29 protein-coding genes are annotated in these 25408 nt (G+C 57.7%); 13 read left to right on the forward strand and 16 right to left on the reverse strand.

Features of this window, described 5'->3' with window-relative positions; genetic code table 11:
- Positions 1-28: 28 nt before the first annotated feature.
- The 13 genes from ACE4QZ_RS23865 to ACE4QZ_RS23925 form a co-directional block, all read right to left on the reverse strand.
- On the reverse strand, positions 29-418 hold the full coding sequence (locus ACE4QZ_RS23865) for an antiterminator Q family protein (protein ID WP_103444127.1): 390 nt from the start codon (positions 416-418) through the stop codon (positions 29-31).
- A complete protein-coding gene (locus ACE4QZ_RS23870) occupies positions 415-702 on the reverse strand; it encodes a hypothetical protein (protein ID WP_137188533.1) in 288 nt (95 codons plus the stop codon). The genes ACE4QZ_RS23865 and ACE4QZ_RS23870 overlap by 4 nt, the downstream gene beginning before the upstream one ends.
- The gene (locus ACE4QZ_RS23875) at positions 699-1199 is read right to left on the reverse strand and encodes a hypothetical protein (protein WP_410480208.1); all 501 of its coding nucleotides are present in this window, start codon (positions 1197-1199) and stop codon (positions 699-701) included. Before ACE4QZ_RS23875 ends, ACE4QZ_RS23870 begins: the two co-directional genes overlap by 4 nt.
- Positions 1186-2568 carry a replicative DNA helicase gene (locus ACE4QZ_RS23880; RefSeq protein ID WP_410480209.1) on the reverse strand — a complete coding sequence of 461 codons (1383 nt, stop codon included), beginning with the start codon at positions 2566-2568 and terminating at the stop codon, positions 1186-1188. The genes ACE4QZ_RS23875 and ACE4QZ_RS23880 overlap by 14 nt, the downstream gene beginning before the upstream one ends.
- Entirely contained in the window at positions 2565-3347 is a 783-nt protein-coding gene (locus ACE4QZ_RS23885; protein WP_410480210.1) for an ATP-binding protein, read from the reverse strand. The genes ACE4QZ_RS23880 and ACE4QZ_RS23885 overlap by 4 nt, the downstream gene beginning before the upstream one ends.
- Positions 3344-4138: a hypothetical protein gene (locus tag ACE4QZ_RS23890; protein WP_125923301.1), complete on the reverse strand. Its 795-nt coding sequence runs from the start codon at positions 4136-4138 to the stop codon at positions 3344-3346. The genes ACE4QZ_RS23885 and ACE4QZ_RS23890 overlap by 4 nt, the downstream gene beginning before the upstream one ends.
- Entirely contained in the window at positions 4135-4359 is a 225-nt protein-coding gene (locus ACE4QZ_RS23895) for a hypothetical protein (RefSeq protein ID WP_410480211.1), read from the reverse strand. The genes ACE4QZ_RS23890 and ACE4QZ_RS23895 overlap by 4 nt, the downstream gene beginning before the upstream one ends.
- Positions 4356-4970 carry a hypothetical protein gene (locus tag ACE4QZ_RS23900; protein WP_410480212.1) on the reverse strand — a complete coding sequence of 205 codons (615 nt, stop codon included), beginning with the start codon at positions 4968-4970 and terminating at the stop codon, positions 4356-4358. The genes ACE4QZ_RS23895 and ACE4QZ_RS23900 overlap by 4 nt, the downstream gene beginning before the upstream one ends.
- Entirely contained in the window at positions 4967-5713 is a 747-nt protein-coding gene (locus ACE4QZ_RS23905; RefSeq protein ID WP_410480213.1) for a Rha family transcriptional regulator, read from the reverse strand. Before ACE4QZ_RS23905 ends, ACE4QZ_RS23900 begins: the two co-directional genes overlap by 4 nt.
- Positions 5710-6189 carry a Cro/CI family transcriptional regulator gene (locus ACE4QZ_RS23910; RefSeq protein ID WP_410480214.1) on the reverse strand — a complete coding sequence of 160 codons (480 nt, stop codon included), beginning with the start codon at positions 6187-6189 and terminating at the stop codon, positions 5710-5712. The genes ACE4QZ_RS23905 and ACE4QZ_RS23910 overlap by 4 nt, the downstream gene beginning before the upstream one ends.
- Positions 6186-6455 (reverse strand): hypothetical protein, encoded by a 270-nt coding sequence (locus ACE4QZ_RS23915; RefSeq protein WP_410480215.1) that lies wholly within the window; start codon positions 6453-6455, stop codon positions 6186-6188. Before ACE4QZ_RS23915 ends, ACE4QZ_RS23910 begins: the two co-directional genes overlap by 4 nt.
- Positions 6448-6786 carry a hypothetical protein gene (locus tag ACE4QZ_RS23920; RefSeq protein ID WP_410480216.1) on the reverse strand — a complete coding sequence of 113 codons (339 nt, stop codon included), beginning with the start codon at positions 6784-6786 and terminating at the stop codon, positions 6448-6450. Before ACE4QZ_RS23920 ends, ACE4QZ_RS23915 begins: the two co-directional genes overlap by 8 nt.
- A 141-nt stretch (positions 6787-6927) precedes the next feature.
- Complete coding sequence (locus ACE4QZ_RS23925; RefSeq protein ID WP_410480217.1) at positions 6928-7257, reverse strand: transcriptional regulator; 330 nt, start codon at positions 7255-7257, stop codon at positions 6928-6930.
- Between the two features lie 98 nt (positions 7258-7355).
- Here ACE4QZ_RS23925 and ACE4QZ_RS23930 point away from each other — a divergent pair, with 98 nt between their 5' ends.
- The 12 genes from ACE4QZ_RS23930 to ACE4QZ_RS23985 all read left to right on the forward strand — a co-directional run bounded on the left by ACE4QZ_RS23930 (position 7356) and on the right by ACE4QZ_RS23985 (position 21105).
- Entirely contained in the window at positions 7356-8114 is a 759-nt protein-coding gene (locus ACE4QZ_RS23930; protein ID WP_410480218.1) for a helix-turn-helix transcriptional regulator, read from the forward strand.
- Positions 8115-8240: 126 nt separating this feature from the next.
- On the forward strand, positions 8241-8639 hold the full coding sequence (locus tag ACE4QZ_RS23935) for a LuxR C-terminal-related transcriptional regulator (protein ID WP_410480219.1): 399 nt from the start codon (positions 8241-8243) through the stop codon (positions 8637-8639).
- A gap of 90 nt (positions 8640-8729) precedes the next feature.
- The gene (locus ACE4QZ_RS23940) at positions 8730-9125 is read left to right on the forward strand and encodes a carbon storage regulator (protein ID WP_410480220.1); all 396 of its coding nucleotides are present in this window, start codon (positions 8730-8732) and stop codon (positions 9123-9125) included.
- Positions 9122-9322 carry a hypothetical protein gene (locus ACE4QZ_RS23945; RefSeq protein ID WP_410480221.1) on the forward strand — a complete coding sequence of 67 codons (201 nt, stop codon included), beginning with the start codon at positions 9122-9124 and terminating at the stop codon, positions 9320-9322. Before ACE4QZ_RS23940 ends, ACE4QZ_RS23945 begins: the two co-directional genes overlap by 4 nt.
- Complete coding sequence (locus tag ACE4QZ_RS23950; protein WP_410480222.1) at positions 9313-10002, forward strand: hypothetical protein; 690 nt, start codon at positions 9313-9315, stop codon at positions 10000-10002. The genes ACE4QZ_RS23945 and ACE4QZ_RS23950 overlap by 10 nt, the downstream gene beginning before the upstream one ends.
- Positions 9999-10775 (forward strand): hypothetical protein, encoded by a 777-nt coding sequence (locus ACE4QZ_RS23955; protein ID WP_410480223.1) that lies wholly within the window; start codon positions 9999-10001, stop codon positions 10773-10775. The genes ACE4QZ_RS23950 and ACE4QZ_RS23955 overlap by 4 nt, the downstream gene beginning before the upstream one ends.
- A gap of 159 nt (positions 10776-10934) precedes the next feature.
- Entirely contained in the window at positions 10935-12128 is a 1194-nt protein-coding gene (locus tag ACE4QZ_RS23960; RefSeq protein ID WP_410480224.1) for an Arm DNA-binding domain-containing protein, read from the forward strand.
- A complete protein-coding gene (locus ACE4QZ_RS23965; protein ID WP_410480225.1) occupies positions 12121-12834 on the forward strand; it encodes a hypothetical protein in 714 nt (237 codons plus the stop codon). The genes ACE4QZ_RS23960 and ACE4QZ_RS23965 overlap by 8 nt, the downstream gene beginning before the upstream one ends.
- 272 nt (positions 12835-13106) lie before the next feature.
- Positions 13107-14312, forward strand: coding sequence for a tyrosine-type recombinase/integrase (locus ACE4QZ_RS23970; RefSeq protein ID WP_014754486.1), 1206 nt, complete (start codon positions 13107-13109; stop codon positions 14310-14312).
- Positions 14313-14452: 140 nt separating this feature from the next.
- Complete coding sequence (locus tag ACE4QZ_RS23975; protein ID WP_014754487.1) at positions 14453-19354, forward strand: DEAD/DEAH box helicase; 4902 nt, start codon at positions 14453-14455, stop codon at positions 19352-19354.
- Positions 19355-19834: 480 nt separating this feature from the next.
- Entirely contained in the window at positions 19835-20050 is a 216-nt protein-coding gene (locus ACE4QZ_RS23980) for a helix-turn-helix transcriptional regulator (protein WP_014754489.1), read from the forward strand.
- On the forward strand, positions 20050-21105 hold the full coding sequence (locus tag ACE4QZ_RS23985) for an AAA family ATPase (protein ID WP_041167256.1): 1056 nt from the start codon (positions 20050-20052) through the stop codon (positions 21103-21105). Before ACE4QZ_RS23980 ends, ACE4QZ_RS23985 begins: the two co-directional genes overlap by 1 nt.
- Before the next feature lie 144 nt (positions 21106-21249).
- Here ACE4QZ_RS23985 and ACE4QZ_RS23990 read toward each other — a convergent pair whose 3' ends face one another.
- The 3 genes from ACE4QZ_RS23990 to ACE4QZ_RS24000 all read right to left on the reverse strand — a co-directional run bounded on the left by ACE4QZ_RS23990 (position 21250) and on the right by ACE4QZ_RS24000 (position 24176).
- Positions 21250-22083 (reverse strand): hypothetical protein, encoded by an 834-nt coding sequence (locus tag ACE4QZ_RS23990; protein WP_041167257.1) that lies wholly within the window; start codon positions 22081-22083, stop codon positions 21250-21252.
- Between the two features lie 194 nt (positions 22084-22277).
- A complete protein-coding gene (locus ACE4QZ_RS23995) occupies positions 22278-23474 on the reverse strand; it encodes an IS256 family transposase (RefSeq protein ID WP_004575957.1) in 1197 nt (398 codons plus the stop codon).
- Between the two features lie 126 nt (positions 23475-23600).
- On the reverse strand, positions 23601-24176 hold the full coding sequence (locus ACE4QZ_RS24000) for a recombinase family protein (RefSeq protein ID WP_410480226.1): 576 nt from the start codon (positions 24174-24176) through the stop codon (positions 23601-23603).
- A 226-nt stretch (positions 24177-24402) separates the two neighbouring features.
- Between ACE4QZ_RS24000 and ACE4QZ_RS24005 the strand changes: the two genes are divergently transcribed.
- A complete protein-coding gene (locus tag ACE4QZ_RS24005; protein ID WP_410480227.1) occupies positions 24403-25371 on the forward strand; it encodes an integrase in 969 nt (322 codons plus the stop codon).
- Positions 25372-25408: the final 37 nt, after the last annotated feature.

Here is a 25408-nt window from a genome sequence, read left to right on the forward strand (position 1 = left end):
AGGTGTTTATCCGCCCGCATAGAACTTTTTATGCAGCCTCTCGAATTTCTTCGAGGGCGCAGTCAATCCATGCGACGCCTGCTTTGATGATCTCCCGGGCCTTGCGCTCAGACATGCCCGCCTCCCGACCGACCCGCATAGCTGGGTGCTTGTAGCCGTAGTAGGCCCACACGAAGTCACCCATCTGCTGATTACGCTTGACCAGCCTGGCTACTGCGCCGTCCACCACCAGGGCCAGATCGTCCGTGATCACATGTTGTCGTGCGCCACCCACGGATGGGACGTTGTCCCGCATGAGGGCGTAGAGCGGTGAAACGTACCGGGGAACCCCCATCTCGCACATACGCCAGAACCCCCATTGCTCGAGCAGCCATTCGGTATCGCCCAGCGGCTTGTCCATGTAGGTGCGTTTCTTCATGCAGCCCTCCGGGGCGTTGGGTCGGTGTCCAGGCCAAACAGCTCGCGCAGCAGCTTGTCGGCGTGTTTGTTCTTGGCGTTGCCTTCGGTGATCCAGCCCTTGGCGAACTGCTCGAAACCCACATTGGCGCGGGCGGCGTGCCAGTCAGCAACGATGTCCATTAGGGCGGCCGAAGCGATCCGGCCATTGGTCTGCTCCAGCAACATGCGGTTGCCAACCTTGAGGAACTTGCACTCCACGGCGGTCAGGCTTTTGCGCGGCAGTGCCGCAGTAACGTTGCTCATCGAACCATCTCCAATTCCTCGTCCACCACCCGCACGCACTCGTCGAATACCTCCTTCGGCACCCTGGCATTCAGCTCGCGCAGGATGGCCTTGTCGCGGGCCTGCCAAGCCGGACAGTTGCGACGGGCCTCGACTCGCAAGGACTTCATGTGCTGCATCAGGCGCTGGCGGTCACGATTGATGTGCTTAAGCGCCGCCTTGGCGCGGTGGTACCAGTTCGCGTCGGCGTACTGCCCTTCCGTTACAGCTTTGGCCTTGGCCTGCCCGATCTGGCACTCCAGGCGGATGGCGTCGCGGCACAACACTTCCTCCAGCACCTCGCACTCGGCCAGGGTGGCGGGCAGCTCAGCAGGCCCGCGCGGGGCGCAGATGGACGCAGGGGTATTGCCAGTGGCAACAGGCTGCCCGGCACCAGCACGCTTGGTCACCGCCACCGACACGACCGGGGTTGCAGGTTTGCCAGCGCCAGCGCGTGGCCACAGATCAGAAAGTTTCATGGTGCTTGCTCCCCTTACGGTGTTTGGAGAAATTCACGACGCGGCCCATCTCGACCTCGTCGTCACTTGGCGAGCGGCCGCCGAACGGCACAAAGCGCACGTATTGGCCCTGGGCCTGAACAAGGCAGGTGCCGGGCTTGCCGTGGCGGCACTTGCCCACTATCAGCTCGGTGACGCCGTTCTGGCCTTCCTCGCTGTCAGGGTCACGGTGCACAAGGATCACGGCATCGGCGTCCTGCTCGATCTGGCCGGAGTCGCGGAGGTCGCTCGGGCGTGGTCGCTTGTCGGGACGGTTGGCAGGCCCACGGTTCAGCTGCGCCAACACGATCACCGGCACACCGAGCTCCTTGGCCAGGTTCTTGAGGGCGGTGCTGATCTTGCCCACTTCAAGGGCGCGGTTCTGGCCACCCTCGGATGCGATTAAAGTCAGGTAATCCACCACCAGCACATCTAGCCCTTCACGCTTCTGGCACTGCCGAGCGATAGAGCGGATGCGAGGCATGGTCATGCCGGCCTGGTCGTTGGCGTACAGCCTGGCGCGATTCAGCAAGCTCACAGCGCTGGTGATCTTCGGCCAGTCGTCATCCTGCAGGGTGTTACCCGCGTCGATGCGCGACAGGTTCACGGCGCCAAGAGAAGCAATGCCCCGCGCGGCCAGTTCTTCCTTGGTCATTTCCAGACTGAACATGAGGCCAGCGTGGCCCAGCGAAACAGTGATGTGCTGGGCGATCTGCTGGCCGAGGATCGTCTTGCCAGACCCGGGCAGGCCGGCCACGACGATCATGTGACCAGGTCGAAGACCGCACAGGATGTTGTCCAGATCTGGTATGCCTGTACTAAGGCCTCGCGAGACAGTGCCGTTGAACCGTGCGTCGATGCCGTCGATCACTGCGGGCAGCACGTCGCCGATGCGGTGATACTCAGGCTCTGCGCTGTCGAGGTTGCGCAGATCTGCGGTGGCCTGCTGCGCCAGCGCAATCACTTCCTCAACGGGCTTGTCGTCGTGGACACTGCCCCGTATCACCTCAGCCACCTCTACCACGCGGCGCAGCGTGGAGCGCTCCAATACCGTACGCAGATAGGCCTTCCAGTTCGCCGTGCTGGGCGTGTTCTTGGCGATGGTACCGGCGTAGTAGATCGTGCTCTCGCCGCTGGGCAGCGTCGGGTACCGCGACCCAACCGTAACCGGGTCGACCGAGTAGCCGGCAGCGTGGGTGTTGCAAATCGACTGATACAGCGCAGCGTTCTCCAGGTCGCTGAAGTCCTGGGTGGTCAGATTGCTGGTGATATCGTCGTACAGGCTAGCATCAAGCATCAGGGCGCCCAGTAGGGCGTGCTCGGCCTCAATGCTGAACAGGTCGCGACTCATGCGGCACCCCGCACGGACTTCCAGCGCAGCACCAGCACTTCACCGCCGTTGTCGCACAGCCGATCAACCACCCGATCTCCGATGAACTTGCGTACCTCGGGGAGACTTAGGTTCGAGATCATGATGGTGGGCAGCTTGCGACCATAGCGGCCGTTGATGACTTCGAAGATCACCTGACGCTCGAAATCGGTACCATGCTGGGCACCAACCTCATCCACCACCAGCAGGTCGTAGCTGCACAGATCAGCGTAAACCTCAGCTTCGCTCCGGCCCGACTTACCGAACGTCTCTTTGACGCTGCGGATGATGTCAGACGCGGTGGTGTACAGCGCATTGGCACCGCCAAGGGCATCAGCCTGGATCACCGCCTGGATGATCGCAGAGGCCAAGTGCGTTTTCCCGGTACCCATGGTGCCCAGCAGGATCAACGAGCGTCCGGCTTCCCAGTTCTGGTCAAAATTCTCGGCATAGTTGCGGCATCGCGCCAGTACGCCAGGCTGCTCGTCTGGAGCGAAGTCAGTGCGGTAGCTTTCGAAGCCCAACCCACGGAACCGCGGCTGCACGTTGCTGGCCATCAGCAGCGCGTTGGTCGTCCGGCTATCCAGCAAATCTACAGCCTGCTGGCGCACTTCCTGGTCGGCAGAGTGGCGGGCATCAAACTCGCAACGCGGGCACCCAGTCCAAATCGCCGGGCCGGTGAACTGCTCCACCAGCTTGGCATCGTAGCCGCCATGATCAGCGCAGATGGCGCGCTGAGTTTTCAGAATGAAGTCGTTCATGGGTACTGCCTCGCAATGCGGTAGGAGCCATCGGGCTGGCGCTCAAGGCCTTCCTCGTGGTCGATCTGGTCCAGATCTAGGTGTGGGGATTGGTGATGCGCGCCAGCAGCTGGAAGCTCGTCGTCCCAGCGCTTGCCGTTCAGCCATGTAGCTGCGTGCGGGATGAACTGACCGCCATCCTTGGTCCAGTCGGGAGACTTGCTCCAAGCAGCCAGGGCGGTGCACATGCGGGTGAACAGGGATTCGTCCACTTTGAGCTTCTTCCAAACCTTCTCGGCACTGGCCTTGCCGACCTTGCGCGGGTAAAGCTTCCAAAAACGATCAAACTCGACCTGCTCGGGAGCGCCGGCGACCGTTGGTTTTTTCTCTATTGATTGAGTAATAGAATCCTTTATTAAGTAGTTGTCGGTTTGCCCACAGTTCGGTAAACCCACACTTCGGTTAACCGAATATTCGGAAACCTGTAGGTTCGGTTCGTAGTGGACGATCACCCGGCGTCCGAGCACCTTGCCGGACCCCTCCTCACGCACGACTTCATGGCTGACCAGCCCCAGCTCCTTGAGACAAGCCATGGCCTTCGAGTAGCGCTCACGACCGATTGCGAACCGGTCTTGCAGGTGTGAACCAATGACCTTCCAGTCGCTGGATCGGGTCTGGAGGTAGGTCCAGATAGCCAGGGCATCAGGATTGATGATCATGGCCACCACATCGTTGCTCAGTGAGCTGTACGGTGCCTGCTTGGCGTAGAACGTCGTGGGCGTAGCTTTTTCCACGTTCACTGGCTTGCTCACAGCTGCAGCTCCTCACAAACGCGGCGCACGAAGGCGTCGTAGCTCTCAGCCATCTCAAAGCCGTTGTCTTCCATCGTCTGACGCCCGGCCTTGGCCAGTTCGTAGATCGTCCAGCGCTCGCGCTCCGGCAGGCTTCGGAATTGGGCATAGGTCGGCCAGGGTCCATTGATGATCGTGGCGCCAGTGCGCTGCGGGAGCGCCTGGGGGGCAGACGGGCTCATTGCAGAGTCTCCCCTGGATTGACTGGGACGATCTGAGCGCCAGCAAAGGGTGACCCAGGCCCGAAGAGGTCAGGCAGATCACTCTCGGGGGCCGTCTTGATCCAATCCACCATGGCCATGAAGCAGGCCTCGAACAGAGGCCCGCCCTCACCCCAGCGATCAGACTGGGGGCTGGCGCTGTTTTCGAGCCGGGCTATGTAGATCAGACCAGCAAGGCCTCGTTCGTCGCTTGGAATCATCGGGCGGTGCACAGGGTTAATGCTCAGCAGATCGCAGATGCTGTCGAATCCAATGGCGTCGTAGCTGTTGTCGGTATCCTTGATCAGGTGATAGCCCATGCCAATCAAGCCCCGCTTGATGTCTCGAGTGTCATCGTCGCGATGGGTTCGGGATTTCTCCAGGAGCCTATCCATCTGCTGCTGGGTAAACGGATAGCCCTGCAGCTTTGCAGCTTCGCGCCGGAACACTCGGCGCTCGGCACGGATTTCAGTCAGCCTGGCCAAGCTGATGCGCACCATTCGCTGAGTCAGGATCAGCATGGTCCTCGGCGAGTGGTCAGGCTTACGTGCGATCCTGGCGATCTTCTCGGCGATTTTGAGCCTCATGGTCATTGGTCTTCTCCAGCAGTGCCGAACAGGTCGGCCAGGTCAATTTGGTACACGGCCGCCCAGGCGGCAGCAGGCCAGGAGCGAACCCAGCCGAACCGAGGGTCTTGGACTTTCGGGGCGGACACCCCGTGGCTGTCGCACCAGTTCTTGAGCGGGCGGAAACCCTGGCTACCGAAGCTCCGGTGGGCGGCTTTCTCCACCGCCGTAACGGTGGCGTGCTGGCAGCCTCGACCCAGCTCGTTTTCCAGGTGCATGACCTTACGGACCGCTGCGGAAGCAGTGGCCATAGCCGTGGCTTCACGCCGGCTGCCGATCTCGGCCTTGGTGGCGATCGCATGGTCACGCTGCTCGAGCGCCAGCTGCTCTGAGCGCTTCGAGGCCAGCAGGTGCTCCAGCGCCTCGATGTAGTTCTCCGGCATGGATGACCTGGCCCGGTTGCGCTCCTGCACAAGCTCCCAGAACTCACGAACCAACTTTTTCTTGAAGGCCCGGACAATCTCAGTGTTGCGCATGTAGGTGAGCAGCAGCGTGGCCTGCGGCTCAGTCAGCAGAGCAATCTCTCGCGTCTGAACACCACCAGCTGTTTCGAAGGGGTCTACCTCGAATCGCACCCTTCCGAACTCGTACAGATCGTCGTGATACTTACGCACAAGAGCGATAACGCTGGCATGCTCGTTCTCGGTCCCTGCAGCGATAGCAGTGGTCGGCGTAACGGCATCGCCGTCCTTGATGATTACCAAGCTCATGCAGCATCTCCGAATCGCGGGGAGGGAAACGGCTTCTCTTCAGTCGCGCTGTACGAGCCGTCAGCCATGCGCGTTACGAAAACAGCCCGCCCAACGCGGATTGCCTTGCTGATCGCCGCTTGTTGAACACCGAGATCCATGGCCGCCTCATGCTGCCGTCCGCGTGCAAAGTCAGCCAACGGCAAGCGCTCAGGGTTAGTTGCGCCACGAATTGGATCGACGGCATTTTGTGGCGCCGCGCCTGCCGACTCGATGCGCTTCTCCAGAGTCACCACTTGGTCGTCCAAACCGTTGTGCCAGTCATCAGCGTTGTAGATCGCCAGGTTGGCCACGTTGGCGTCGTGCGAATCACCAGCAGTTTTGAGGCGGTCTTCAAGCACATGTAAGACGCCCCGCAGCCAGTCGATCTGGCACATGGCGCACTGAGCCAGGAAGGTAGCGTCCTGGGCGATGGTCTCAAGCTGGTCGGCGCTCATGCAGCACCTCCCTGCTCTGGAGCTACACCGGCATGGGCGGCGTAGCAAAGCGCGAGCGCTGCGTCGGCGGCGAAGTAAATCAAGGTGGCTTGGTTGGAAACGGTCGGTTCAGTCATCAGGTCGCGGAGACCAGCAAGAACCGCTTCCAAGCGATCAGTGCATGCATCCAAGGATTCGTGAAGTGGAACACCCGCCACCGCCTCAAAGACTTCGCTGGCGCCACTGGAAGCGAAAGGATGCGCGATCGTTGTGGGCTGATTAGTCATTGCTCACCCCGCCGGCAGCTGCGCGGGAAACGCTCTTCTCTACCGACCAGATCAGCGCACTAACAGTCTCGCTCAGAAACGCGAGAGTCGCCGCGCCATCGCAATACGCCATCTCGCCCATGTTCAGGCTGTCGTGCATGTGCTGGCAGATCTGGCTCAACCCGGAAGAAAGCGTGCGGGCTGCACGCAGGGCGTCTTCTGCATTCGCACCAGGCGCAACGGCGAGCAGTTGAATGCCCCGGTTGTCGATGGGCGCGCTAAGGAAACCAGTCTCGCTGGTGAGGATGAGTTGCGCCGGTAATGGCGTGGTGGTATTTTTTGGGTGCGACATTGCTTCGTCTCCTTCAAGACGATGAGATACAAACCACTCGTTGGCGCGAGTGGCGATTAGAAAAGCTCAGCCAAGCGCTGGGCTTTTTTGTGGGCGGTCGAAAAGCTCAGCCGCTCAGCAAAAAATGGGATTGGCAGGCCGTCATGGGGGTGGCTGCGGGGTGCTGGATGGATTAACAGCCCTGCAGGTGGAGCTGTATTGCCCAGGGTCTGTCTGTACATTTGTTTCCCGTAGGGGCAACTTGGCATTACGCTTGGGCCGCTTGGGAATCACCCACTGGATGTCAGGACGAAGCTCAAAGCGAGTAACGACCCCGTCAGTAGCTTCTTCGATTTGGATAGCCCGCTCAGCGGTTACAGACCGATCACCCGAGACGAGGCGAGACAGGTAGGAGGCGGTCACGCCAAGCCGCAAGGCGACGATTTTCTTTCCGCCCCTGGGCAAGGCTTCTAGGTAGTCGGCCAGGTTCATTGAATTTACCTAATGGTGCATTTTCGCCCTAGCTTACCCAGAAAATGTACCAATTCAAGGTAATTTCCCTCATGGGAAATAAAAGGTACATTTCAGGTATGGAAATCAAAGACATCCGGCGCCACCGCCTTCATAAGCTCCTTCTCACAATGTTCAGCGGACGCAAGTCCTCTCTGGCCGAGGCTATTGGCAAACCTGCTTCGTACGTGTCGAGGCTGTTTTCAGACAATCCCGCCCACTCAAGGAACATTGGAGAATCCATGGCGCGAGACATTGAGAGATCGCTGGGGATCGATCCTGGTTATCTCGACACTCCTCTCACAAAGCTTGAGGCTGGCGGAGCATGGGACCCAGCGACCAACCCAGATGCGATTCCGCCTATTCACATGGATATCCCTGTTCGGCTCGCCCAAAAGATCGAGAGATACAACGGTCATGTTGATATCCCAGTGATGGATGTCGAGGCATCGATGGGTCCAGGGCGCTTCGCTCCTGAGACTGAGGTAGTGGCTAGCAGAATGTCCTTGGAGGTCGAATGGCTGCGACGAACAGTCGCCATGACCGAAATATCGAACCTCAGAATCATCACCGGAATGGGCGAGTCGATGGCGCCCACGATCAAGCATGGCGATCTGCTTCTCATCGACACGGGTGTGGATTCAGTTTCCTATGACGCTGTCTACCTGATAGCCATGAGCACGTCCCTGCTGGTAAAGAGAATCCAGCGTGAGGTGGACGGCATACGGATAGTGTCCGATAACCCCAAATACAAAGAGATCGTAGTTCCACAGGATCTTGAGGAGCGAGTTCAGATCCTAGGAAGGGTAGTGTTTGTATGGAGTGGAAGCAGAGTCTGAATCCTGCTGGTAAAGGGCCCGCTGATGAGCGGGCTTTTTTTTTGGAAAAAAATTTACCAAAAGGATTGACCAAAATTATCCAATTGGTACTCTTTGCCACATCAACGCCGGCAAGGAGCACTCACCATGACCACCGCAACCTCAATCACCATTGGCAACTGGCAGGGCTTGCTGGGTCATGGCGCAGCTCCTCGCGAGCTGGAATGCCTGCTGGCCATCGCTGGTGGAGCTTCTGGCAAGGAAGCAGCTCGGGCATTGGGCATCAGCGAGGATGGCGTCAAGAAGCGCCTGATCGCCCTCGGCACGAAATGGGGTGTCACCCGTCGCGCTGCGCTGGTTGCTGAGGCATTCAAGCTTGGCGTCATCAGCCCTGCCGTAACCGCACTAGCCCTGATTATGGCCATCCACGGCATGATCGGAGACGACCAAGCAATGCGTGTTCGTCGTGGCGGCAACAGCGGCGAGCGAAAAATTGAAATCCGTGTAGCAACCCGACGCGCCGAGTGCGCGTTGGCGGTGGCGTGATGACATCCGCCTGACCTGATCCAACCCTGATTTTTGCGAAAGCCAACCATCGCGGCAGGCCCCCGGCTTGCCCGAAATAAGGAGATTCACATGCTTATGCTCAGTCGCAACATCGGTAAGGCCGTCATCATCGGCGGCAACATCCGGGTAACCGTGGCCCAGGTCAACGGTTACCAGGTCCGCCTGGGTATTGAGGCCCCGCGCGGCGTAATCATCGACCGGGAGGAGATTCACCAGCGCCGAGTCGCCGAAGGTACCGCCCAGCAGGTATCAGAATTCAACATCGACGAGCACGTCCAGATGGCTGCCGATGCACGCCGGTACCGCTATCTGCGAGACCGCGAGCGTCTGAACGATCCTGACCACGACCTGTTGGTGGTGCGCGGAAACAAATGGTTCTGTGATGAAGAGCTGGACCGCGAGGTCGACACCGCCCTGCGCCTGGAGGCCTTGCAGCAGCAGGTGGTGCAGGAGGAGCAGCCATGACGCACATGATGACCCAAGGCACCCGCCTGCACCTGCAAGATGACCTTGGCCAACTGGGCGAGCGCCTGATCCGCTTCGGCGAGGCCCTGCAGGATCCGAACACCACAGTGGGCAAGCTGGCCGACCTGGCCAAGTCCTGCGGCATAAAGCTGCACATGCGCGCCGTTGCCGAATCGGGAGATCAGCCATGCGCATGAAGCCTGAGCACGTACGTCGGCTGACCGAGCTGGCCAACCGCGGCAACGTCGAGCCATTGGTCTCCCTGATCATCGCCCGGCGCGCTGCCCGTCACTTGTGCGCCGAGCGCGAGCACGATCACGCTTACTATGGCGCTCACATCAAGGCTGCGAAAGCGGGTCTGCCGTTCACCACCAGCAAGGTGAAAGCGCTGGAGGCCGAGCGTGAAAAGCGTCGTCAAGGTCGCCGGAAAAACTTTCTGGCTATCGCCGACTGGCTTCTGCGGGCCGATGACTACCTGACCATTGTGCATGGCCTTGATGCCATCCTTGATGTCCTGGCGGTCAATGGCGTGCATCGAGATGAAGCTGCCAAGTATGCCGTCGAGGCTAGAGGCACGCTTTCCGGGGTTGCATTCGTGGCAGGTCTGGAGGACAGCGCCAGCACGCGGTCTGGCCGCAATCAACCCGACTTCAAGAATGGTCCGCTCTTCAACGCCTACATGCGCCAATTCGAGCAGATGATGCTGGACAACCCAGGATCCATGCCTGATCCGTGCGCGCCCGGTGGACCGCTCTACGGAATCCCGACCTACACGCATATGCCCGACGGCACGATGGTACGCAACGCGCCCACTGTGACAGTGCACGACAGCCAGGGCAGTCATGTCGTCACCGGAAAACCGAGGACTGCAAAATGATCAAGCGCCGATCAATCAATCCCGCCGCCCTCCCCGCCATCGGCCAGCCCCTGGGCGGCGGCTTCTTCGCCGGCCGTCTCTTCTTCGATGGGGCTGAGCACGCAGTCATCGACGCAGGCCGGGAGTTCGAAGTGGCTGCCCATTGGTGGCAGGAGGAAGGCCCACGCCCACGCATCCGGGGTGCCACGTCGCGCTTCGACGGCCTGGCTAACACCCAGGCCATGGCCGCCGAGGGCAGTGTTATCGCCCGCAAGGTGCTTGGCACGAACATCCGCGGCACCTGGGGCTGGCACATCCCTTCCATCGAAGAGCTGCAGGTGCTGCGCTGCAATCTCTTGCAGCTTCCAGAATGGGGTCACGACGGGTCGTACACGGTCAGGGGCGCCACCCAGGCGTTCGGCCTTAGCGAGTACTGGACCAGCAGCCAGAAGGCGAACGCAGCGACTGCTTGGTGCCTGCATATGCTGCCCTGGTGCGTGCCTGATACCAACTGGGTGAGCAAGTGCAAGGGCATCAGGCCGGTGCGCACGCTGCTGATCAGCCAGGAGGCGTTCGTGTACGCACCATCGACTGACGTACCGCTCGCTGAGCCGGACCTGCGCGGCCTCGCCAACCAGCCCGCCGTGGCCACCGTGCTCGAGCGGTTCGTGAACGAGGATGCCGGGAGGTTCTATGGTCGGACCGACGTATTGGTGGCCGAACTGGCGGCGCTCGCGGCGGCTGTCGTGACAGATCAGCGTGACAACCAAAACCTGACGCGCCCGGTGGAGTAAGGCAATGCGCTACATGACCGTCAGAAAGTTTGCCAGTGAGTCTGGCTACACCGAGGACGCGATCCGCTCAAAGATCCGCGACGGGATCTGGCGGCTTGGCGAAATTTGGCTAAAGGCGCCGGATGGCCGGACGCTTATTGACATGGAAGGATATGAATCATGGGTAGAGGCGGGAGCGGTGTCAGGGCAGTCTCAGACTCGAGTATCGAGATCACGTTCATGTTCCGGGGTGTTAGGTGCCGCGAGCGCGTCGCGCTCAAGCCCACCGCCACTAATCTGAAGAAGGCCCAGCAGCACAAGGCAGCGATTGAACATGCGATCGCACAGGGGACGTTCGACTATGCCGTCACGTTCCCTGGCTCGCCCAGGGCTTCTAAGTTCGCACCCGAGACCAGCCAGGAAACAGTGGGTGGGTTTCTCACCAGGTGGCTGGCCGCCAAGCAGAAGCACATATCGAGCAGTACCTTCGAAGGCTATCGGAAGATCGTCGAGCTTCGGCTGGTGCCTGCGCTCGGTCACCACCTGGTGGTGGACTTCAAACGGAAGCTGGTACGCGACTGGCTGGATGACCTACAGGTAGGCAACAAGACCTTGAGCAACATACAGAGCTGCCTCCGATCTGCACTCAATGATGCCGTCGATGAAGAGCTGCTGGACATCAACCCGTTGGCCGGGTGGACCTACGCCAGGAAGGAAGCGCCGCCGAAAGATGACGATGTGGACCCGTTCACACCCGAGGAGCAGCAAGCGATTCTGGCAGCCTTGAGCGGCCAGGCCAGGAACATGGTTCAGTTCGCCCTATGGACGGGGCTCCGGACGAGCGAGCTTGTTGCGCTGGATTGGGGAGATGTGGACTGGGTACGTGGAGAGGTGATGATCAGTCGGGCAATGACTCAGGCTGCTGCTGGAGAGGCAGAAGTGACGAAGACGGCAGCAGGCCGGCGTTCAGTGAAGTTGCTTCGTCCGGCCCTTGAGGCGCTCACAGCACAGAAGGCGCACACCTTCCTCGCTGACAAAGAGGTCTTCCAGAACCCGCGCACATTAGAGCGCTGGGCTGGAGATCAACCGATCCGGAAGACCATGTGGCATCCGGCGATGAAGAAAGCCGGTGTCCGGTACCGCCGTCCGTACCAGACCCGTCACACCTATGCGTCGATGATGCTGTCGGCAGGTGAGCATCCTATGTGGGTGGCAAAACAGATGGGCCATAGCGACTGGACGATGATCGCCAGGGTTTACGGTAGATGGATGCCAACAGTAAATGACGATGCAGGCGGCAAAGCAGTATCATCCTTCTTCAATGCCTCGATCACGCCCGAGGCGACGACTAAGGAAAGCGTTATCCATGACTGAATCGGTTGAAAAGTCATTAATATTTAAACTCACTTCAGCGATTATCGTGACTGCGGGCGTCGTCGCGACTTGCATAACTTATTTTTACGAGAATTACCGAGTACCAATGAAAGTACTCGAGGTCACACTAGAATACAAAAACGTTGCTGAAACAAGCACCAAAACTAAAAAAGAGATCGATGAAGTAAAGACCGCACACCTTGAAACCCAAAAGAAACTGACTGACACCGAGCTACAAGTTGGAGAGCTGAATGAACGAATAGTTTCGCAAAATCTCACAATCCAGAAGTTACATTTGGCAAATTTATTTCAAGCGAACTTTTACCCTGTAGGTTATGGTCGCCCAAGAGTAGGTGACTCGGTAGACGAGCTGAAATCTCTTTATAGTTCCAAAGACGTGCACTGGAATTCTGATGGTGAATGGAAAGTCAAAGTCAGCATTCCCGACGGGTACTTCGAGTCTATCGAATACGATTATGACGAAAAAACTAGGGTGATCAGTGCAGTAATGTTCGCCGCTGCCCCTTCGACAAAAAAAGCTCTGGTAAGCTTGATCTCCGACATCGGTGGACCGCCTGTTAAGTCTAAGCGGGGTGAGATTTATCGATGGGATGTGAACAATGGACAAAGTGGTTACCTAGTCAGCCACCGTCTTTGGATGATCATGGGAGAGGGGATGGAACCGCTGCTGTGGAAAGAGCCCTAGAACACAGATCCCATTAATGACAGCTTTATGCCAGCTTAGAATCTGCAACCCGCGCCGATCTTGGAGTAGACGGGGGTTCAAATCCCCCCGGCTCCACCAATTTGTCTTCCCAGGAAGACCCAGAAAAGCCGTAAAGCCTAGAGAAATCAACGCTTTACGGCCTTTTTCTTGCCCGCGTTTTCCCAGCTGATCCCAGGGCATCCCACGGTTGACGGGGGCATATATGGGGGCATAAAACGCTCATCAGCTCGCTCGGAGAGGATGTGCCCCCAATGCCCCTGAAAGACACCAACTGCCGCAACGCCAAGCCCCAGGACAAGCCGTACCGCCTGTATGACGAACAAGGTTTGTACCTGGAAGTGCAGCCCAACGGAGGCCGTTACTGGCGCTTGAAGTATCGCTTTCTGGGCAAGGAAAAACGCTTGGCTCTTGGCGTTTACCCAGAGGTCGGCCTGCAGGAGGCGCGGCGAAAACGTGATGATGCTCGTGTCCAGCTCGCCAGCGGCCAAGACCCCTCACTGCAAAGACGCATGGCCAAGGTGGTCAGCCAGCTCGATCACCAGCACACGTTTGAGTCAGTTGCCACGCAGTGGCTGAGTATTCGCGAGTCCTCCTGGGACCCGGAGTACACCCGCACGGTGCGGCAGCGCCTTGAGCTCAATGCCTACCCCTGGCTGGGGAAACTCCCGATCAGCAGCATCAGCACGCCCATGCTGGTAGAAAACCTCCAGCGCATCATCAAGCGCGGCGCGCGCGAGACAGCACGTCGTGTTGCTCAGATCTACAAGCAAATTTTCGAGTTCGCCGAAGCTGCCGGCATCACCCCACCCAACCAGATTGGGAATCTCTCACGTACGCTCCCAGCCAAGCGGGTGAAACACTTTGCTGCCGTGACCGACCCTGAAAAGCTCGGCGCTCTGCTTAAAGCACTGGATAGCTATAGCGGAACGATGCCTGTTTGTTGTGCCTTAAAACTGGCTCCGTTGCTGTTCTGCCGACCCGGAGACCTGCGTCACATGGAGTGGTCGGAGGTCAATCTGGATACGGGCGAATGGTTGATTCCTGGTCACAAGATGAAAGGGCTTACTGCCACCAAACAGGATCGGCCGGATCATTTGGTTCCTCTCAGCCAACAAGCAGTCGCGGTTCTGCGCGAGCTGAAACCACTCACCGGCAGACATCGGTACGCCTTCCCCTCGGCACGAGGAGGCGACCGGCCGATGTCCAACAATGCCGTACTCAGCGCATTACGCCGCATGGACATCAGCGGCGACGAAATGACTGGGCACGGCTTTCGTGCGACAGCGAGAACCATAGGTGCGGAGGTGCTAGGATTTCGCCCCGATCTCCTGGAGCATCAGCTTGCTCACACGGTAAAAAATCCGCTGGGACGTGCGTACGATCGAACCACCTTCTTGCCGGAGCGCCGCGAAATGATGCAGACATGGGCCGATTATTTGGACTCGATAAAAAACTGAATGCGCGCTCGCGCCATCAGCCGGCCCCCTTGAAACCAGCACAAACACCATCGCTTCGCATGAGTACGGGCTGAATTGCTAAACTGCGCGGATTTGGCGTCTGCAATGCGCCACGCATAGTTCAAAAGGAATTCCTGCCGATGTCAGCCTTATCAGCCTTGCTCACTACCTACCGCAGCGCTTCTGTCACCGAACGCGAAAAAGGTACTTACTTCGAAGAGCTGGTTTGCACTTATCTGCGCAACGAAGCCACCTACCGCGACCTGTACGAAAAGGTATGGACATATGCGCAATGGGCCAAGGAGCAAGGACTCAGCGGCAAAGATGCTGGCATTGATTTAGTGGCTCGCACCCAGGGCACCGGCCAATACCACGCTATCCAGTGCAAGCTGTATGCCGAGGACTACAAAGTCCAGAAGAAAGACATCGACAGTTTCTTTACCGCCTCGGGCAAAACGCCGTTCTCGCACCGCGTCATCGTTACCACCACTAACAACTGGAGCGAGCACGCCGAGGATGCGCTTCAAGGCCAGCAGCCCCCAGTCAGTAAGATCGACTTACAAGCCTTGGAAGACAGCCAAATTGACTGGGCCAAGTATCAACCCAATCAGGCAGTCGCCCTCAAGGCCAAGAAGCAGCTTCGCGATCACCAACAGACTGCACTAAACGCCGTAGCCGCCGGCCTCAAGGATGCCGAGCGCGGCAAGCTGATCATGGCTTGCGGCACCGGCAAGACCTTCACCAGCCTGAAGATTGCCGAGCAGCAGACCGGTAAGGGTAAGCGCGTACTGTTCTTGGTGCCCAGCCTGTCGCTGCTATCGCAGACCCTTACCGAATGGACGCAGGAAAGTACCACCCCGCTCCACAGCTTTGCCGTCTGCTCCGACAGTGACGTAGGCAAGAAGCGCAAAGCAGAGGATGACGCGGTTCAGGTGTTCACCCACGAGCTGCGCTACCCGGCTACCACCCAGGCGGATCGCCTCGCAGCGGAAATGCTCAAGCGCCACGATGCCGAGCACATGAGCGTGGTGTTCTCCACCTATCACTCCATCGACGTGATCAGCCGCGCCCAGCATGAGCATGACATGGCCACGTTCGATCTGGTGATCTGCGACGAAGCGCACCGCACTACCGGCGCAACCTTTGATGATGACGACGAAAGCACCTTCGTGCGCATCCATGATGCCGACTACATCCGCGCCAGCAAACGCCTGTACATGACCGCCACGCCGCGCATCTATGGCGACAACGCCAAGCTCAAGGCTGAGTCCGGCGAAGTCACACTGTGCTCGATGGATGACGAGGCGCTGTACGGCAAAGAGCTGTTCGTCATCAACTTCTCCGAGGCCGTTCAGCGCGGCCTGCTCACTGATTACAAAGTGCTGGTACTCACCGTCGAGGAGAGCACCATCAGCCGCCGCCTTCAGGACATGCTGAAGGACGAGAACAACCAGCTCAAGGTAGATGACGCCGCCAAGATAGTCGGTTGCTGGAAGGCGCTGGCCAAGCAGGGACTGGCGGAAAACCTGGTGGGTGATGATCAACCCATGAAGCGCGCTGTAGCTTTCTGCCAGGTCATCTCGCCCAACTACAAGGGCACCAAGCACAAGGTCAGCTCGATCAACATCGCCAGCATGTTCCAGTCGGTGGTAGAAGCTTATCAGGAGTCAGAAAACATCGATGAGGCCTCACGCATCATCTGCGAAGCCGCACACGTCGATGGCGGCATGAACGCCAGTGCCAAGGAAGCCAAGCTCAACTGGCTCAAGGAAGAACCGCCAGCCAACACCTGCCGCATCCTCAGCAATGTGCGCTGCCTGTCTGAAGGTGTCGACGTGCCAGCGCTGGACGCCGTGCTTTTCCTCACCCCGCGTAATTCCCAGGTCGACGTGGTGCAATCCGTTGGCAGGGTAATGCGCAACGCACCGGGCAAGAAGCGTGGCTATGTGGTGCTGCCGGTGGTTATTCCTGCCGGTATGGAGCCCCATGAAGCGCTCAACGACAACCAGACCTATAAGGTGGTCTGGCAGGTGCTTCAGGCACTGCGCTCGCACGACGACAGCTTCGACGCCATGGTCAATAAGCTCGACCTGATTGGCTCTGACCCGCGCAAGATGGAAGTCATCGCCATCACCGACAAGGCCGAGAAAAAGGCCAGGAAAGCTAGTGGCACCAGCAACGGCCAGGCAGGCAAAGGCCAGTACGGCATTGGTGAGAAACGCGCTAAGTACGATGTCGAAGGCCAGATGACCCAGCAGGCCGAGCTGGCCTATGAGGTGGGGGAAATCGAGAAGGCCATCTACGCCAAGATCGTTGACAAGTGCGGCAACCGCCACCACTGGGAAGACTGGGCCAACGACATCGCCAAGATCGCCCGCACCCATATCGACCGCATTCAGGGCATCCTGGAGAACCCTGCCAACATCCAGGAAAAGACCGCATTCAATGCCTTCGCCACCGAGCTGCGCGACGACCTCAACGACAGCATCAGCGATGGCGAGATTGTCGAAATGCTCGCCCAGCACCTGGTAACCAAGCCAGTGTTCGACGCGCTGTTCGATGAATACAGCTTCGCCAGCCACAACCCCATGTCCAAGGCCATGCAAGGCGTACTGGACGCGCTTCATGAACATCACCTGGCCAAGGAAGCCGATACCCTGGATAAGTTCTACGCCAGCGTGCGGCAACGCGCTGCCGGCATCAACAATGCCCAAGGCAAGCAGAAGATCATCGTCGAGCTGTACGACAAGTTTTTCCGCAATGCCTTCCCCAAGATGACTGAGCGCCTAGGGATCGTTTACACCCCGGTTGAGGTCGTGGACTTTATTCTGCACAGCGTCAATCACCTGCTGCAGCAGGAGTTCAGCCAGACCTTGGGCAGCAAGGGCGTCCACATCATTGACCCGTTCACCGGCACCGGTACCTTTATCACCCGCCTGATCCAGTCAGGCCTGATCAAGCCGGACGAGCTGCCGCACAAATACAGACACGAGATTCACGCCAACGAGCTGGTACTGCTGGCCTACTACATCGCGGCCATCAATATCGAAGCGGCATACCACGGCGAAGTGATTGACGAATACACCCCGTTTGAAGGTATCTGCCTGACCGACACCTTCCAGATGTACGAAAAGGACGATTTGGTAAGCGCGCTGCTGGAGGACAACAGCGCCCGGCGTCAGCGCCAGAAGGATTTGGATATACGGGTGATTGTGGGTAATCCGCCGTATTCGGTTGGTCAAGGAGATGCCAATGCCAACAATGCCAATGTGCCCTATCCATCATTGGACGCACGCATTCGTGATACATACGGAGCGCGTTCTGAAGCAACCAACAAGAACTCGCTGTATGACAGCTACATTCGCGCCATCCGATGGGCCAGCGATCGTATCGGTGATGCCGGGATCATCGGCTTTGTTACCAACGCCGGCTTTGTCGATGCCAGCACTACTGACGGACTGCGGAAGTGCCTAAATGATGAGTTTTCCAGCCTGTATGTGTTCCATCTGCGCGGGAACGCCCGCACATCAGGTGAAACACGCCGGAAGGAAAAGGACAACGTGTTTGGCATGGGTAGTCGAGCGCCTATTGCCATCTCCCTATTGGTCAAGAATCCTAACGCAGAGGCTTGTGGCCAGATTAATTTCAACGACATAGGCGACTACCTCAGCCGTGAGGAAAAGCTGGAGAAGATCGCCGGCTTTAGCAGCGTGGCCGGCATCGAGCAGTGGCAGCCGATCACCCCGGATGAGCACGGGGACTGGGTTAAGCAGCGTGACGACAGCTTTAACCAGTTCATTGTGTTGGGCGAAAAGGACGACAAAAGCGCACTTACACTGTTCGACAACTACTCCAATGGCGTGAAAACTCAGCGTGATGCTTGGGCCTTCAATTCCTGCAAAGCCAAATTAGCGACCAATATGGAAGGCATGATTGGTTTCTACAACGCTGAAGTAAAGCGCTTCAATGCGGCGCATCCGGGGCTGGATACCAAGGGCCGTCAGGCTCAGGTGGATGGATTTATTGACACCGATCCGACACGCATCAGTTGGACTCGCGCACTGAAGCAGGATCTTGGCAAAGATCGCAGCTATGCCTTCGAGGTCGACTGCTTGGTGCCTGCACTTTATCGCCCTTTCACCAAGCAATGGTTGTACTTCAACCGTCGATTCAACGAGATGGTTTACCAGATGCCGCGCATTTTTCCCGATGCCGTGGCTGAGAATTTGGTGATCGGCGTTTCTGCCACAGGTGAAAAGGTTGCATTTAGCGCCTTGATTTCTCGCCATGTACCAAGCCTTCACTTCGTGGATATTGAGGGTTCGCAGTGCTTCCCCCTGTACCTCTACGACGAAACCGCACAGGCCTCGAAAAAAGATCTCTTTTCCGAGCCCACTGAAGCCGGGCTGCGCCGGCGCGATGCCATCACCGATGCCGGCCTTGCACACTTCAATACCACCTACCCCGGCGAGCAGATCAGCAAAGAAGACCTGTTCTACTACGTCTACGGCATCCTGCACTCCCCAGACTACCGCGAGCGCTTTGCTGACAACCTGAGCAAAGAGCTGCCGCGCATCCCGGCTGTCAAGAAGGCCGCCGACTTCTGGGCTTTCAGCAAAGCAGGCCGCGCCCTGGCTGACCTTCACCTGAACTACGAAACTGTCGAGCCGTACCCGTTGACCATCGAGGCCAAGGGCACGCTGACCGATGCCGACTACCGAGTGGAGAAGATGAAGTTCGCCAAGAAGGGCGACAAAACCACAGTCATCTATAACCCCCGTATCACCCTCAAGGGCATCCCCGAGGTGGCTTGGGATTACGTGGTCAACGGCAAAGCTGCGCTGGATTGGGTAATGGAACGCCAAGCCGTGCGCACCGACAAAGCCAGCGGCATCGTCAACGACGCCAACGACTGGGCAACCGAAACCATGGGCAACCCCAAATACCCTCTGGAGCTGTTCCAGCGCGTGGTCACCGTGAGCTTGGAAACCCAGAAAATCGTCAAGGGATTGCCCAAACTCGATATCGGTACAGATGACTAGTTGAGTCCGATAAAACGCTGAGCACTCAGTCAACTATTGCCTTGGTTGGGCCACCCTTTCCCAACCAAGGCAGAGCACCTGCTGATTGCCAGCCCGGCACTCTCATGTTAAATAGTGTTCGTCCCAAGCGATCCATATCGATCCGCAACGGTCCGCCACGTCGCCCTGGTAACGATGTTAAAAACTTCGCCTCGTTCGCATCCGCTGAACGGCCCGCATCAGCTGCCATTGGTTGATTTGCGTATCTGGCCAGGACACTCTCAGTCCGTTCTGCCACTAGAAGCCTTAGGGCCCTAGAACTTCTGTAGCCCACAACGACCTCCGACGCTACCGAACATCAATCTCGGAAACGCGCATATACCTATGCGTGTGGCAAATGCCCCTGCTCGCTATATAGCCAGCCGATATCCGTCTTTTACCCTTTTTAGCAGTAGTGCCGGAGGACGCTGCCCCACGCTTCAGAACCTAGGACTCAAACCTATGGCAATGCACGTTAGCAACTCTGATGATGTCAGCGACGATGACAAAATTCTTCGTTTGCGCGATGTCGAGGCAATCGTCGGCCTAAAACGTTCAACGATCTATCGGAAAATTTCGGAAGGCCTTTTCCCGCGACAGCGCCTTTTGTGCGGCTCCAGCGTCGGTTGGCGTAATAGCGAAGTCCAGGCTTGGATTCGGCAAAGGGAGGCGCTGTAATGCAGCGCCGAACACCTCAACAACCGGGCTGGATGATAGAACTCACAGCAGCGGTCGATATCCCAGCGGAAAAAATCCAGTGGATTTGGCCAGGCTGGCTGCCAAAGGCAAAGTTATCCATTCTTGCCGGCGCAGGTGGATGCGGCAAAACCACGCTGGCAATCTCGCTGGCCGCCACGCTCAGCAGAGGTGGTGACTGGCCAGACGGCAGCAAATGTGAGGCAGCAGGCAACATCGTAATCTGGAGCGGCGAGGATGGTATCGCTGACACGATCATTCCCCGCCTTACGGCTGCAGATGCAGACCTAACCCGCGTGCACATAATCGAAGGGCTAAGTGATCAGCGCGGGAACAGGCGACAGTTTGATCCTGCAGCCAACTTTGCCCTTTTGAATGAGGCAGCAGCACGTATTGACGGCGTTTCATTGCTGATTTTCGATCCACTGATCAATCTTATTCGTGGGGATATGCACCGAGCAAACGAGGTTCGGCAAGGGCTACAAATGGTAGTGGATTTTGCAGAGCGGCATTGTTGCGCTGTCCTCGGCATATCTCACCTGAGCAAAGGTACGGCCCAGTCCTCCGCCGCTAATCGTGTAATCGGCAGCCAGGCATTCTCCGCGCTCGCTCGCACTGTACTGGTGGCAGAGAAGGATCAAAATTCAGAAGCCAGGGTGCTTGTCCGAGCCAAGTCCAACGTTTCGATTGATAACGGAGGAATCGAGTATTTCGTTGAGCCCATCGTTATAGACGAGCAGTTGGAGACAACCTGCATCCGATGGGGAGAGGCCATCGATGGTAGCGCTGAAGCCATTCTCGCTGCTATCGAGCAAACGGGTGACGCCAGACCCGCATCAGCTACTCAAGAAGCGCGCAGCTTTCTTGAGGAGACGTTGCAAGCTGGGCCTGTTGCAATCAATGCGTTGATGGCTTTAGCTGAAGAACGTTGCATTTCTTCGGCGTCACTTCGCAGAGCCCAGAAACAGCTAGGTATACGTTCACACAAAACAGGTATGCAGGGCGGATGGGCATGGGAGCTTCCCACCGCTCCCTGAAGGCGCTCAACGCACGTCGAAGGTGCTCAATACTCGTGTTGAGCATCTTCGTTTTTATTGAACGCCTTCGACTCGCGAGAGAGTCTGTATGACTGATTCCGCAGATAAAACCCCGGCACGCCAGGCGCACAGGTCGACCACGAACTACTTCCCAATGAAATAGAGATTGCCGTTCTTGTTGTAAATAGCGGCAGGTCGGAAGTCCTTAGGCCAATTCCGTCCAGGGTAGTATGCATATATCCATTCGGGCAGGTGACGAGCAATACCCGCCAGCGCATCCATGCCGTCCTTATCAGCTCTGCTAGCGTCAGCAAATAGTTCGCCTGAGGGATCGGTCAGGAAAATCGGGCCGTAGGCTTTCTCGGCCGAAATGAATGCTGGCGCAGCGCTCGCCGGAGCGTCGAACGGTGCAGGGTTCCCAGCAGCCAAATCTGCAAGCCTGTCGTATTTCTTGCCTGATCCGTCAGCGTACTTAGCCGGCTCATGACGCAACTTTGAGATTTTCCCACCGAAGTATTTTTCTCTCGCATCAAGCCAGGCCAACCTGACCAACGCAGATGCCTCCTTTGGGTTAGACGCGAGTTCCTCAGGCACCCACGCAGCAACCTGGTAATGATAGACAGGGCCAGCGCTGCCACCACCCAGCAAGAACAACCCGACGCCAAGAGAGGCTGCTCCTGCGCTGCTAAAACCAGTTGGAGGTGACACGTATCCCAAACCTGCCGTCGCCAGACCTCCAGAGCCTCCCGAAGACCCCAGCGCGCTCAAGTTATTTACCTCGTTCCCGACCATTTCCCTTGGAATATCGCGCTGACCATCGATGCGCATGGCTTCCAGAACCAGCATGGCATCGGACCATTTCTCGCGAGGAACATTTTTAGGTTCTGGCAACGTGACCCTCGGGGTACTGGAGCACCCAACTAGCGCAACCAACAGCAAGGTACCAACGCATCCCTTCACAGAAAAATGCACCGACATGAAAACTCCCTATTTTTATTCAGTGGTAGTACGGCACACGTAGTGCGCCGGAGACATCCGTCACTTGCCTGCCAGGTCATAGCGCCCAAAATTATCTGGACAACTTCAGCGGAAAATACCACCACCACTTAAACGACGATCGTGTCCCGGGAAGTGGTGTAACTCATCATGGTTCTGGCCGCTGAGTTCGCCGTTTAGTTGATCACGGCCGACAGCTTGGCCTGTGGATTATCGCTGACTGCCTCAAAGGCCTCCAACTGCATGTAACGCCGTTGCAGGCACCACTCGTCGTTCTGCTCCAGCAGCATCGCGCCTACCAGCCGTGTGATTGCAGGATCGTTGGGAAAGATGCCTACGACGTCGGTGCGGCGTTTGATCTCCGCGTTAAGCCGCTCCAGTGGATTGGTGCTGTGTAATTGCTGTCGGTGCGCTTTTGGAAACGCCATGTGAGCCAGCACTTCATCCTCGCAGCCGTCCATGAGTGTCGCGATCTTGGGGTATTTTTCGCGTAGCTGATCAGCGACCAAACGCCATTGCTGATGGCATTCGGCACGGCTGTCCTGGGCGAAGACTGTGCGCAGTAGGGCCGCCACCATGGTGCGCTGACCTTTGCCGACGTGGGCCATGGCATTACGCATGAAATGCACACGGCAGCGCTGCCAGGTCGCGTTGAAGACCTTGGAAACAGCCGCCTTGAGCCCTTCGTGGGCGTCGGAGATGACCAGTTTCACGCCCCGCAAGCCACGTCGCGTGAGGCTGCGCAGGAAGTCTGTCCAGAACGGCTCAGCCTCTGACGGCCCAACCCGCATGCCCAGGACTTCGCGGCCACCGTCGGTGTTCACGGCCACGGCGATTATTACGGCGACCGAGACGATGCGTCCGGCCTCCCGCACTTTGACGTAGGTGGCATCGATCCAGAGATAGGGCCAGTCGCCCTCAAGCGGGCGGTCAAGGAAGGCGTGAACGCGCTCATCGATCTCACCAGCTAGCCGTGAGACCTGGCTTTTGGAGATGCCGGTCATGCCCATGGCTTTGACCAGCTCGTCCACTGAGCGTGTTGAAACGCCTTGGATGTAGGCCTCCTGGATGACTGCCGCCATGGCTTTCTCAGCGGTGCGTCGAGGTTCAAGGAAACCAGGGAAATAGCTGCCTTGGCGCAGCTTGGGAATCTTAAGGTCGACGTCGCCTGCGCGGGTTTGCCAAAGACGATCGCGGTAGCCATTACGGCTATTTGTCCGGTCTGGGCTTTTGACATCGAAGCCCGCGCCGCACAGGCCTTCGACGTCGAACTCCATCATGCGCTGGGCAACGAACTGGATCATTTGCTTGAGCAGATCAGCGTCTGCCCCTTTCTCAACCAACTCGGTCAATGCGATAGTGGGCTTGGTCATCGTGGTTTCTCTGGTGAGTGTTTGGTCTTCGCAAACTCAACGTTAGCCAAGAACCACGATGACCATCCTCTTTCGCCCGCAGGGCGCCTTCGGCTGGTTCAGTTACACCACTTCCCGGGACACGATCTAAACGACCGCAGATGATTTCGGCGAACCGACGTAGCGGTAAAGCGTTGTTCGAGAAACGCCATACCGTCGGGCAACATCGGTTACCTGTATCTCAGGATCTCTGAGAAGAGCTCGGATCTCACGTACCTGACGATCATCCAGCGCAGGCTTGCGTCCTCCCTTCCGACCGCGAGCCCGAGCCGCAGCCAGTCCTGCGCGGGTCCGCTCTCGAATCAGATTGCGCTCGAACTCGGCCAAGGCTGCAAACACATGGAAGATCAGCTTGCCGGCAGCGCTGGTGGTTTCGATTCGTTCGGTTATGGACTCGAAGGCCACCCCTTCCCGCTCCAAGCTACTGACAATCCCAACCAAGTCAGGCAAAGAACGACCAAGGCGGTCCAGTCGCCAGACAACCAGAGTGTCACCACTACGCAGAGCTTTGAGGCAATGCCTCAGCTCCAGCCTGTCCGCCGACTTGCCGCTCATGGTCTCCTCATAGACTGTTGAGCACCCAGCCAGAGCAAGTGCATCTCGCTGCAGGTCGAGATTCTGATCATCAGTCGACACTCGGGCATATCCAATCTGCTTTCCCATACGTTTTTCTCACACTGATTTCGGTACAGGAAAAGTGACAGGAAAGCGGTAAATCCCAAGTCCAAAAGATCATCTGGAATAGGTGTGCCATAAACGACCGTTTACGGGACGGATGGGCTCGTCAATTTCAGGCGCTGAAAGCGACTGAAACCGAACCCCAGGATGCTTTTCCTCGCTCAAAATTTCCTTTAGCAGCTCAGCACCTGAGCTGAATGGAGGAATGACAATGAAACAGAGTTTCCACTCACATTTTGATCGGGACTTGACCAAGGCCGGCTCGGCGGTACTCGGGGAGGCAGTCCGACGCGGGCTACTTGGGCAACACGAGGCCATGATCCACGACCAGCAATGGGCGCAGTTTTGTGTTTATGCCAGGGACTCTCATGAGGTGGATATCCTGGAATTCGTCAATAAAAAACTTGTGAGGGAGTACGGGGAAGAGCTCTACATCCAGGCATACCAAGGGAACCTTCCGCAGCAAAACGTAATCGCTCTGCTTGAGACTGTACATTCAGTAATGAGCTTCGCAAGTGATGGACGCTGGAAGGGCTCAGCGGCTGATGCTGGTAGCCGGCTAGGCTTTCCAAGCCATGCACGGATTACGGTACCTCGCGGTCTTGACCGAACTAGGTTTGAAGCCGCGATGGTGGATATTCAGGCTCTCCACTCAGAGCAGCTAGCAACATTGATCAGATTGGTTCGATACCTCGGCATGTCATTGCTTGAGGCTTTTTTCTTCGACGCAGAAGATGCTCACAAGGACGCCGAAGAAGAAAACATCTTTTATGTGTTCAGCAAAGATAAACATGAGCATCGGATCATTAATATCTCTGCCCCTGAGCAAATTGTAATTTTGAAGAAGGCCGCGGCATTTCAAAAACTTCAGGGCAGCAGCCACGCGACACCAGCAGCTTGGCGTACATGGAAATTAAAGAACCTACCTGCAGCTCAAGAGCTTTTACTTTCTCACGGACTAAACATTGATGATTGTCGCGCGGCATATGCCTGCGAGCTCTACTGGCGATTGTCTGGTCACCACGCCCCAATTCTTGGGGGCAAAGCTCCCCAAGATGAGGATCTGGAGGCCCGGAATCACGTCGCCTACGAGCTCGGGAATATGCGTATCTGGGAAACTGATGCGTACGTCGGTGCCCGAGCAAACCTGAGGAAGGAAGCCGCCGGTACCAGTCGCTAAGCCATCACACAGCAGATTTGGGATTAGATCAGACGCC

This window comes from Pseudomonas sp. DCA-1 (assembly GCF_046523955.1).
Taxonomy (GTDB): domain Bacteria; phylum Pseudomonadota; class Gammaproteobacteria; order Pseudomonadales; family Pseudomonadaceae; genus Aquipseudomonas; species Aquipseudomonas putida_Y.

Bases quoted from the DNA above. Each gene is read 5' to 3' on its own strand.
- ACE4QZ_RS24000 (WP_410480226.1), bottom strand. From the start codon at position 24,176: ATGGGAAAGCAGATTGGATATGCCCGAGTGTCGACTGATGATCAGAAT.
- ACE4QZ_RS23885 (WP_410480210.1), bottom strand. From the start codon at position 3,347: ATGAACGACTTCATTCTGAAAACTCAGCGCGCCATCTGCGCTGATCAT.
- ACE4QZ_RS23975 (WP_014754487.1), top strand. From the start codon at position 14,453: ATGTCAGCCTTATCAGCCTTGCTCACTACCTACCGCAGCGCTTCTGTC.
- ACE4QZ_RS23915 (WP_410480215.1), bottom strand. From the start codon at position 6,455: ATGACTAATCAGCCCACAACGATCGCGCATCCTTTCGCTTCCAGTGGC.
- ACE4QZ_RS23895 (WP_410480211.1), bottom strand. From the start codon at position 4,359: ATGAGCCCGTCTGCCCCCCAGGCGCTCCCGCAGCGCACTGGCGCCACG.
- ACE4QZ_RS23945 (WP_410480221.1), top strand. From the start codon at position 9,122: ATGACGCACATGATGACCCAAGGCACCCGCCTGCACCTGCAAGATGAC.
- ACE4QZ_RS23920 (WP_410480216.1), bottom strand. From the start codon at position 6,786: ATGTCGCACCCAAAAAATACCACCACGCCATTACCGGCGCAACTCATC.
- ACE4QZ_RS23995 (WP_004575957.1), bottom strand. From the start codon at position 23,474: ATGACCAAGCCCACTATCGCATTGACCGAGTTGGTTGAGAAAGGGGCA.
- ACE4QZ_RS24005 (WP_410480227.1), top strand. From the start codon at position 24,403: ATGAAACAGAGTTTCCACTCACATTTTGATCGGGACTTGACCAAGGCC.
- ACE4QZ_RS23880 (WP_410480209.1), bottom strand. From the start codon at position 2,568: ATGAGTCGCGACCTGTTCAGCATTGAGGCCGAGCACGCCCTACTGGGC.
- ACE4QZ_RS23900 (WP_410480212.1), bottom strand. From the start codon at position 4,970: ATGACCATGAGGCTCAAAATCGCCGAGAAGATCGCCAGGATCGCACGT.
- ACE4QZ_RS23875 (WP_410480208.1), bottom strand. From the start codon at position 1,199: ATGAAACTTTCTGATCTGTGGCCACGCGCTGGCGCTGGCAAACCTGCA.
- ACE4QZ_RS23980 (WP_014754489.1), top strand. From the start codon at position 19,835: ATGGCAATGCACGTTAGCAACTCTGATGATGTCAGCGACGATGACAAA.
- ACE4QZ_RS23925 (WP_410480217.1), bottom strand. From the start codon at position 7,257: ATGAACCTGGCCGACTACCTAGAAGCCTTGCCCAGGGGCGGAAAGAAA.
- ACE4QZ_RS23970 (WP_014754486.1), top strand. From the start codon at position 13,107: ATGCCCCTGAAAGACACCAACTGCCGCAACGCCAAGCCCCAGGACAAG.
- ACE4QZ_RS23960 (WP_410480224.1), top strand. From the start codon at position 10,935: ATGGGTAGAGGCGGGAGCGGTGTCAGGGCAGTCTCAGACTCGAGTATC.
- ACE4QZ_RS23935 (WP_410480219.1), top strand. From the start codon at position 8,241: ATGACCACCGCAACCTCAATCACCATTGGCAACTGGCAGGGCTTGCTG.
- ACE4QZ_RS23910 (WP_410480214.1), bottom strand. From the start codon at position 6,189: ATGAGCGCCGACCAGCTTGAGACCATCGCCCAGGACGCTACCTTCCTG.
- ACE4QZ_RS23940 (WP_410480220.1), top strand. From the start codon at position 8,730: ATGCTTATGCTCAGTCGCAACATCGGTAAGGCCGTCATCATCGGCGGC.
- ACE4QZ_RS23870 (WP_137188533.1), bottom strand. From the start codon at position 702: ATGAGCAACGTTACTGCGGCACTGCCGCGCAAAAGCCTGACCGCCGTG.
- ACE4QZ_RS23985 (WP_041167256.1), top strand. From the start codon at position 20,050: ATGCAGCGCCGAACACCTCAACAACCGGGCTGGATGATAGAACTCACA.
- ACE4QZ_RS23950 (WP_410480222.1), top strand. From the start codon at position 9,313: ATGCGCATGAAGCCTGAGCACGTACGTCGGCTGACCGAGCTGGCCAAC.
- ACE4QZ_RS23930 (WP_410480218.1), top strand. From the start codon at position 7,356: ATGGAAATCAAAGACATCCGGCGCCACCGCCTTCATAAGCTCCTTCTC.
- ACE4QZ_RS23955 (WP_410480223.1), top strand. From the start codon at position 9,999: ATGATCAAGCGCCGATCAATCAATCCCGCCGCCCTCCCCGCCATCGGC.
- ACE4QZ_RS23865 (WP_103444127.1), bottom strand. From the start codon at position 418: ATGAAGAAACGCACCTACATGGACAAGCCGCTGGGCGATACCGAATGG.
- ACE4QZ_RS23905 (WP_410480213.1), bottom strand. From the start codon at position 5,713: ATGAGCTTGGTAATCATCAAGGACGGCGATGCCGTTACGCCGACCACT.
- ACE4QZ_RS23965 (WP_410480225.1), top strand. From the start codon at position 12,121: ATGACTGAATCGGTTGAAAAGTCATTAATATTTAAACTCACTTCAGCG.
- ACE4QZ_RS23990 (WP_041167257.1), bottom strand. From the start codon at position 22,083: ATGTCGGTGCATTTTTCTGTGAAGGGATGCGTTGGTACCTTGCTGTTG.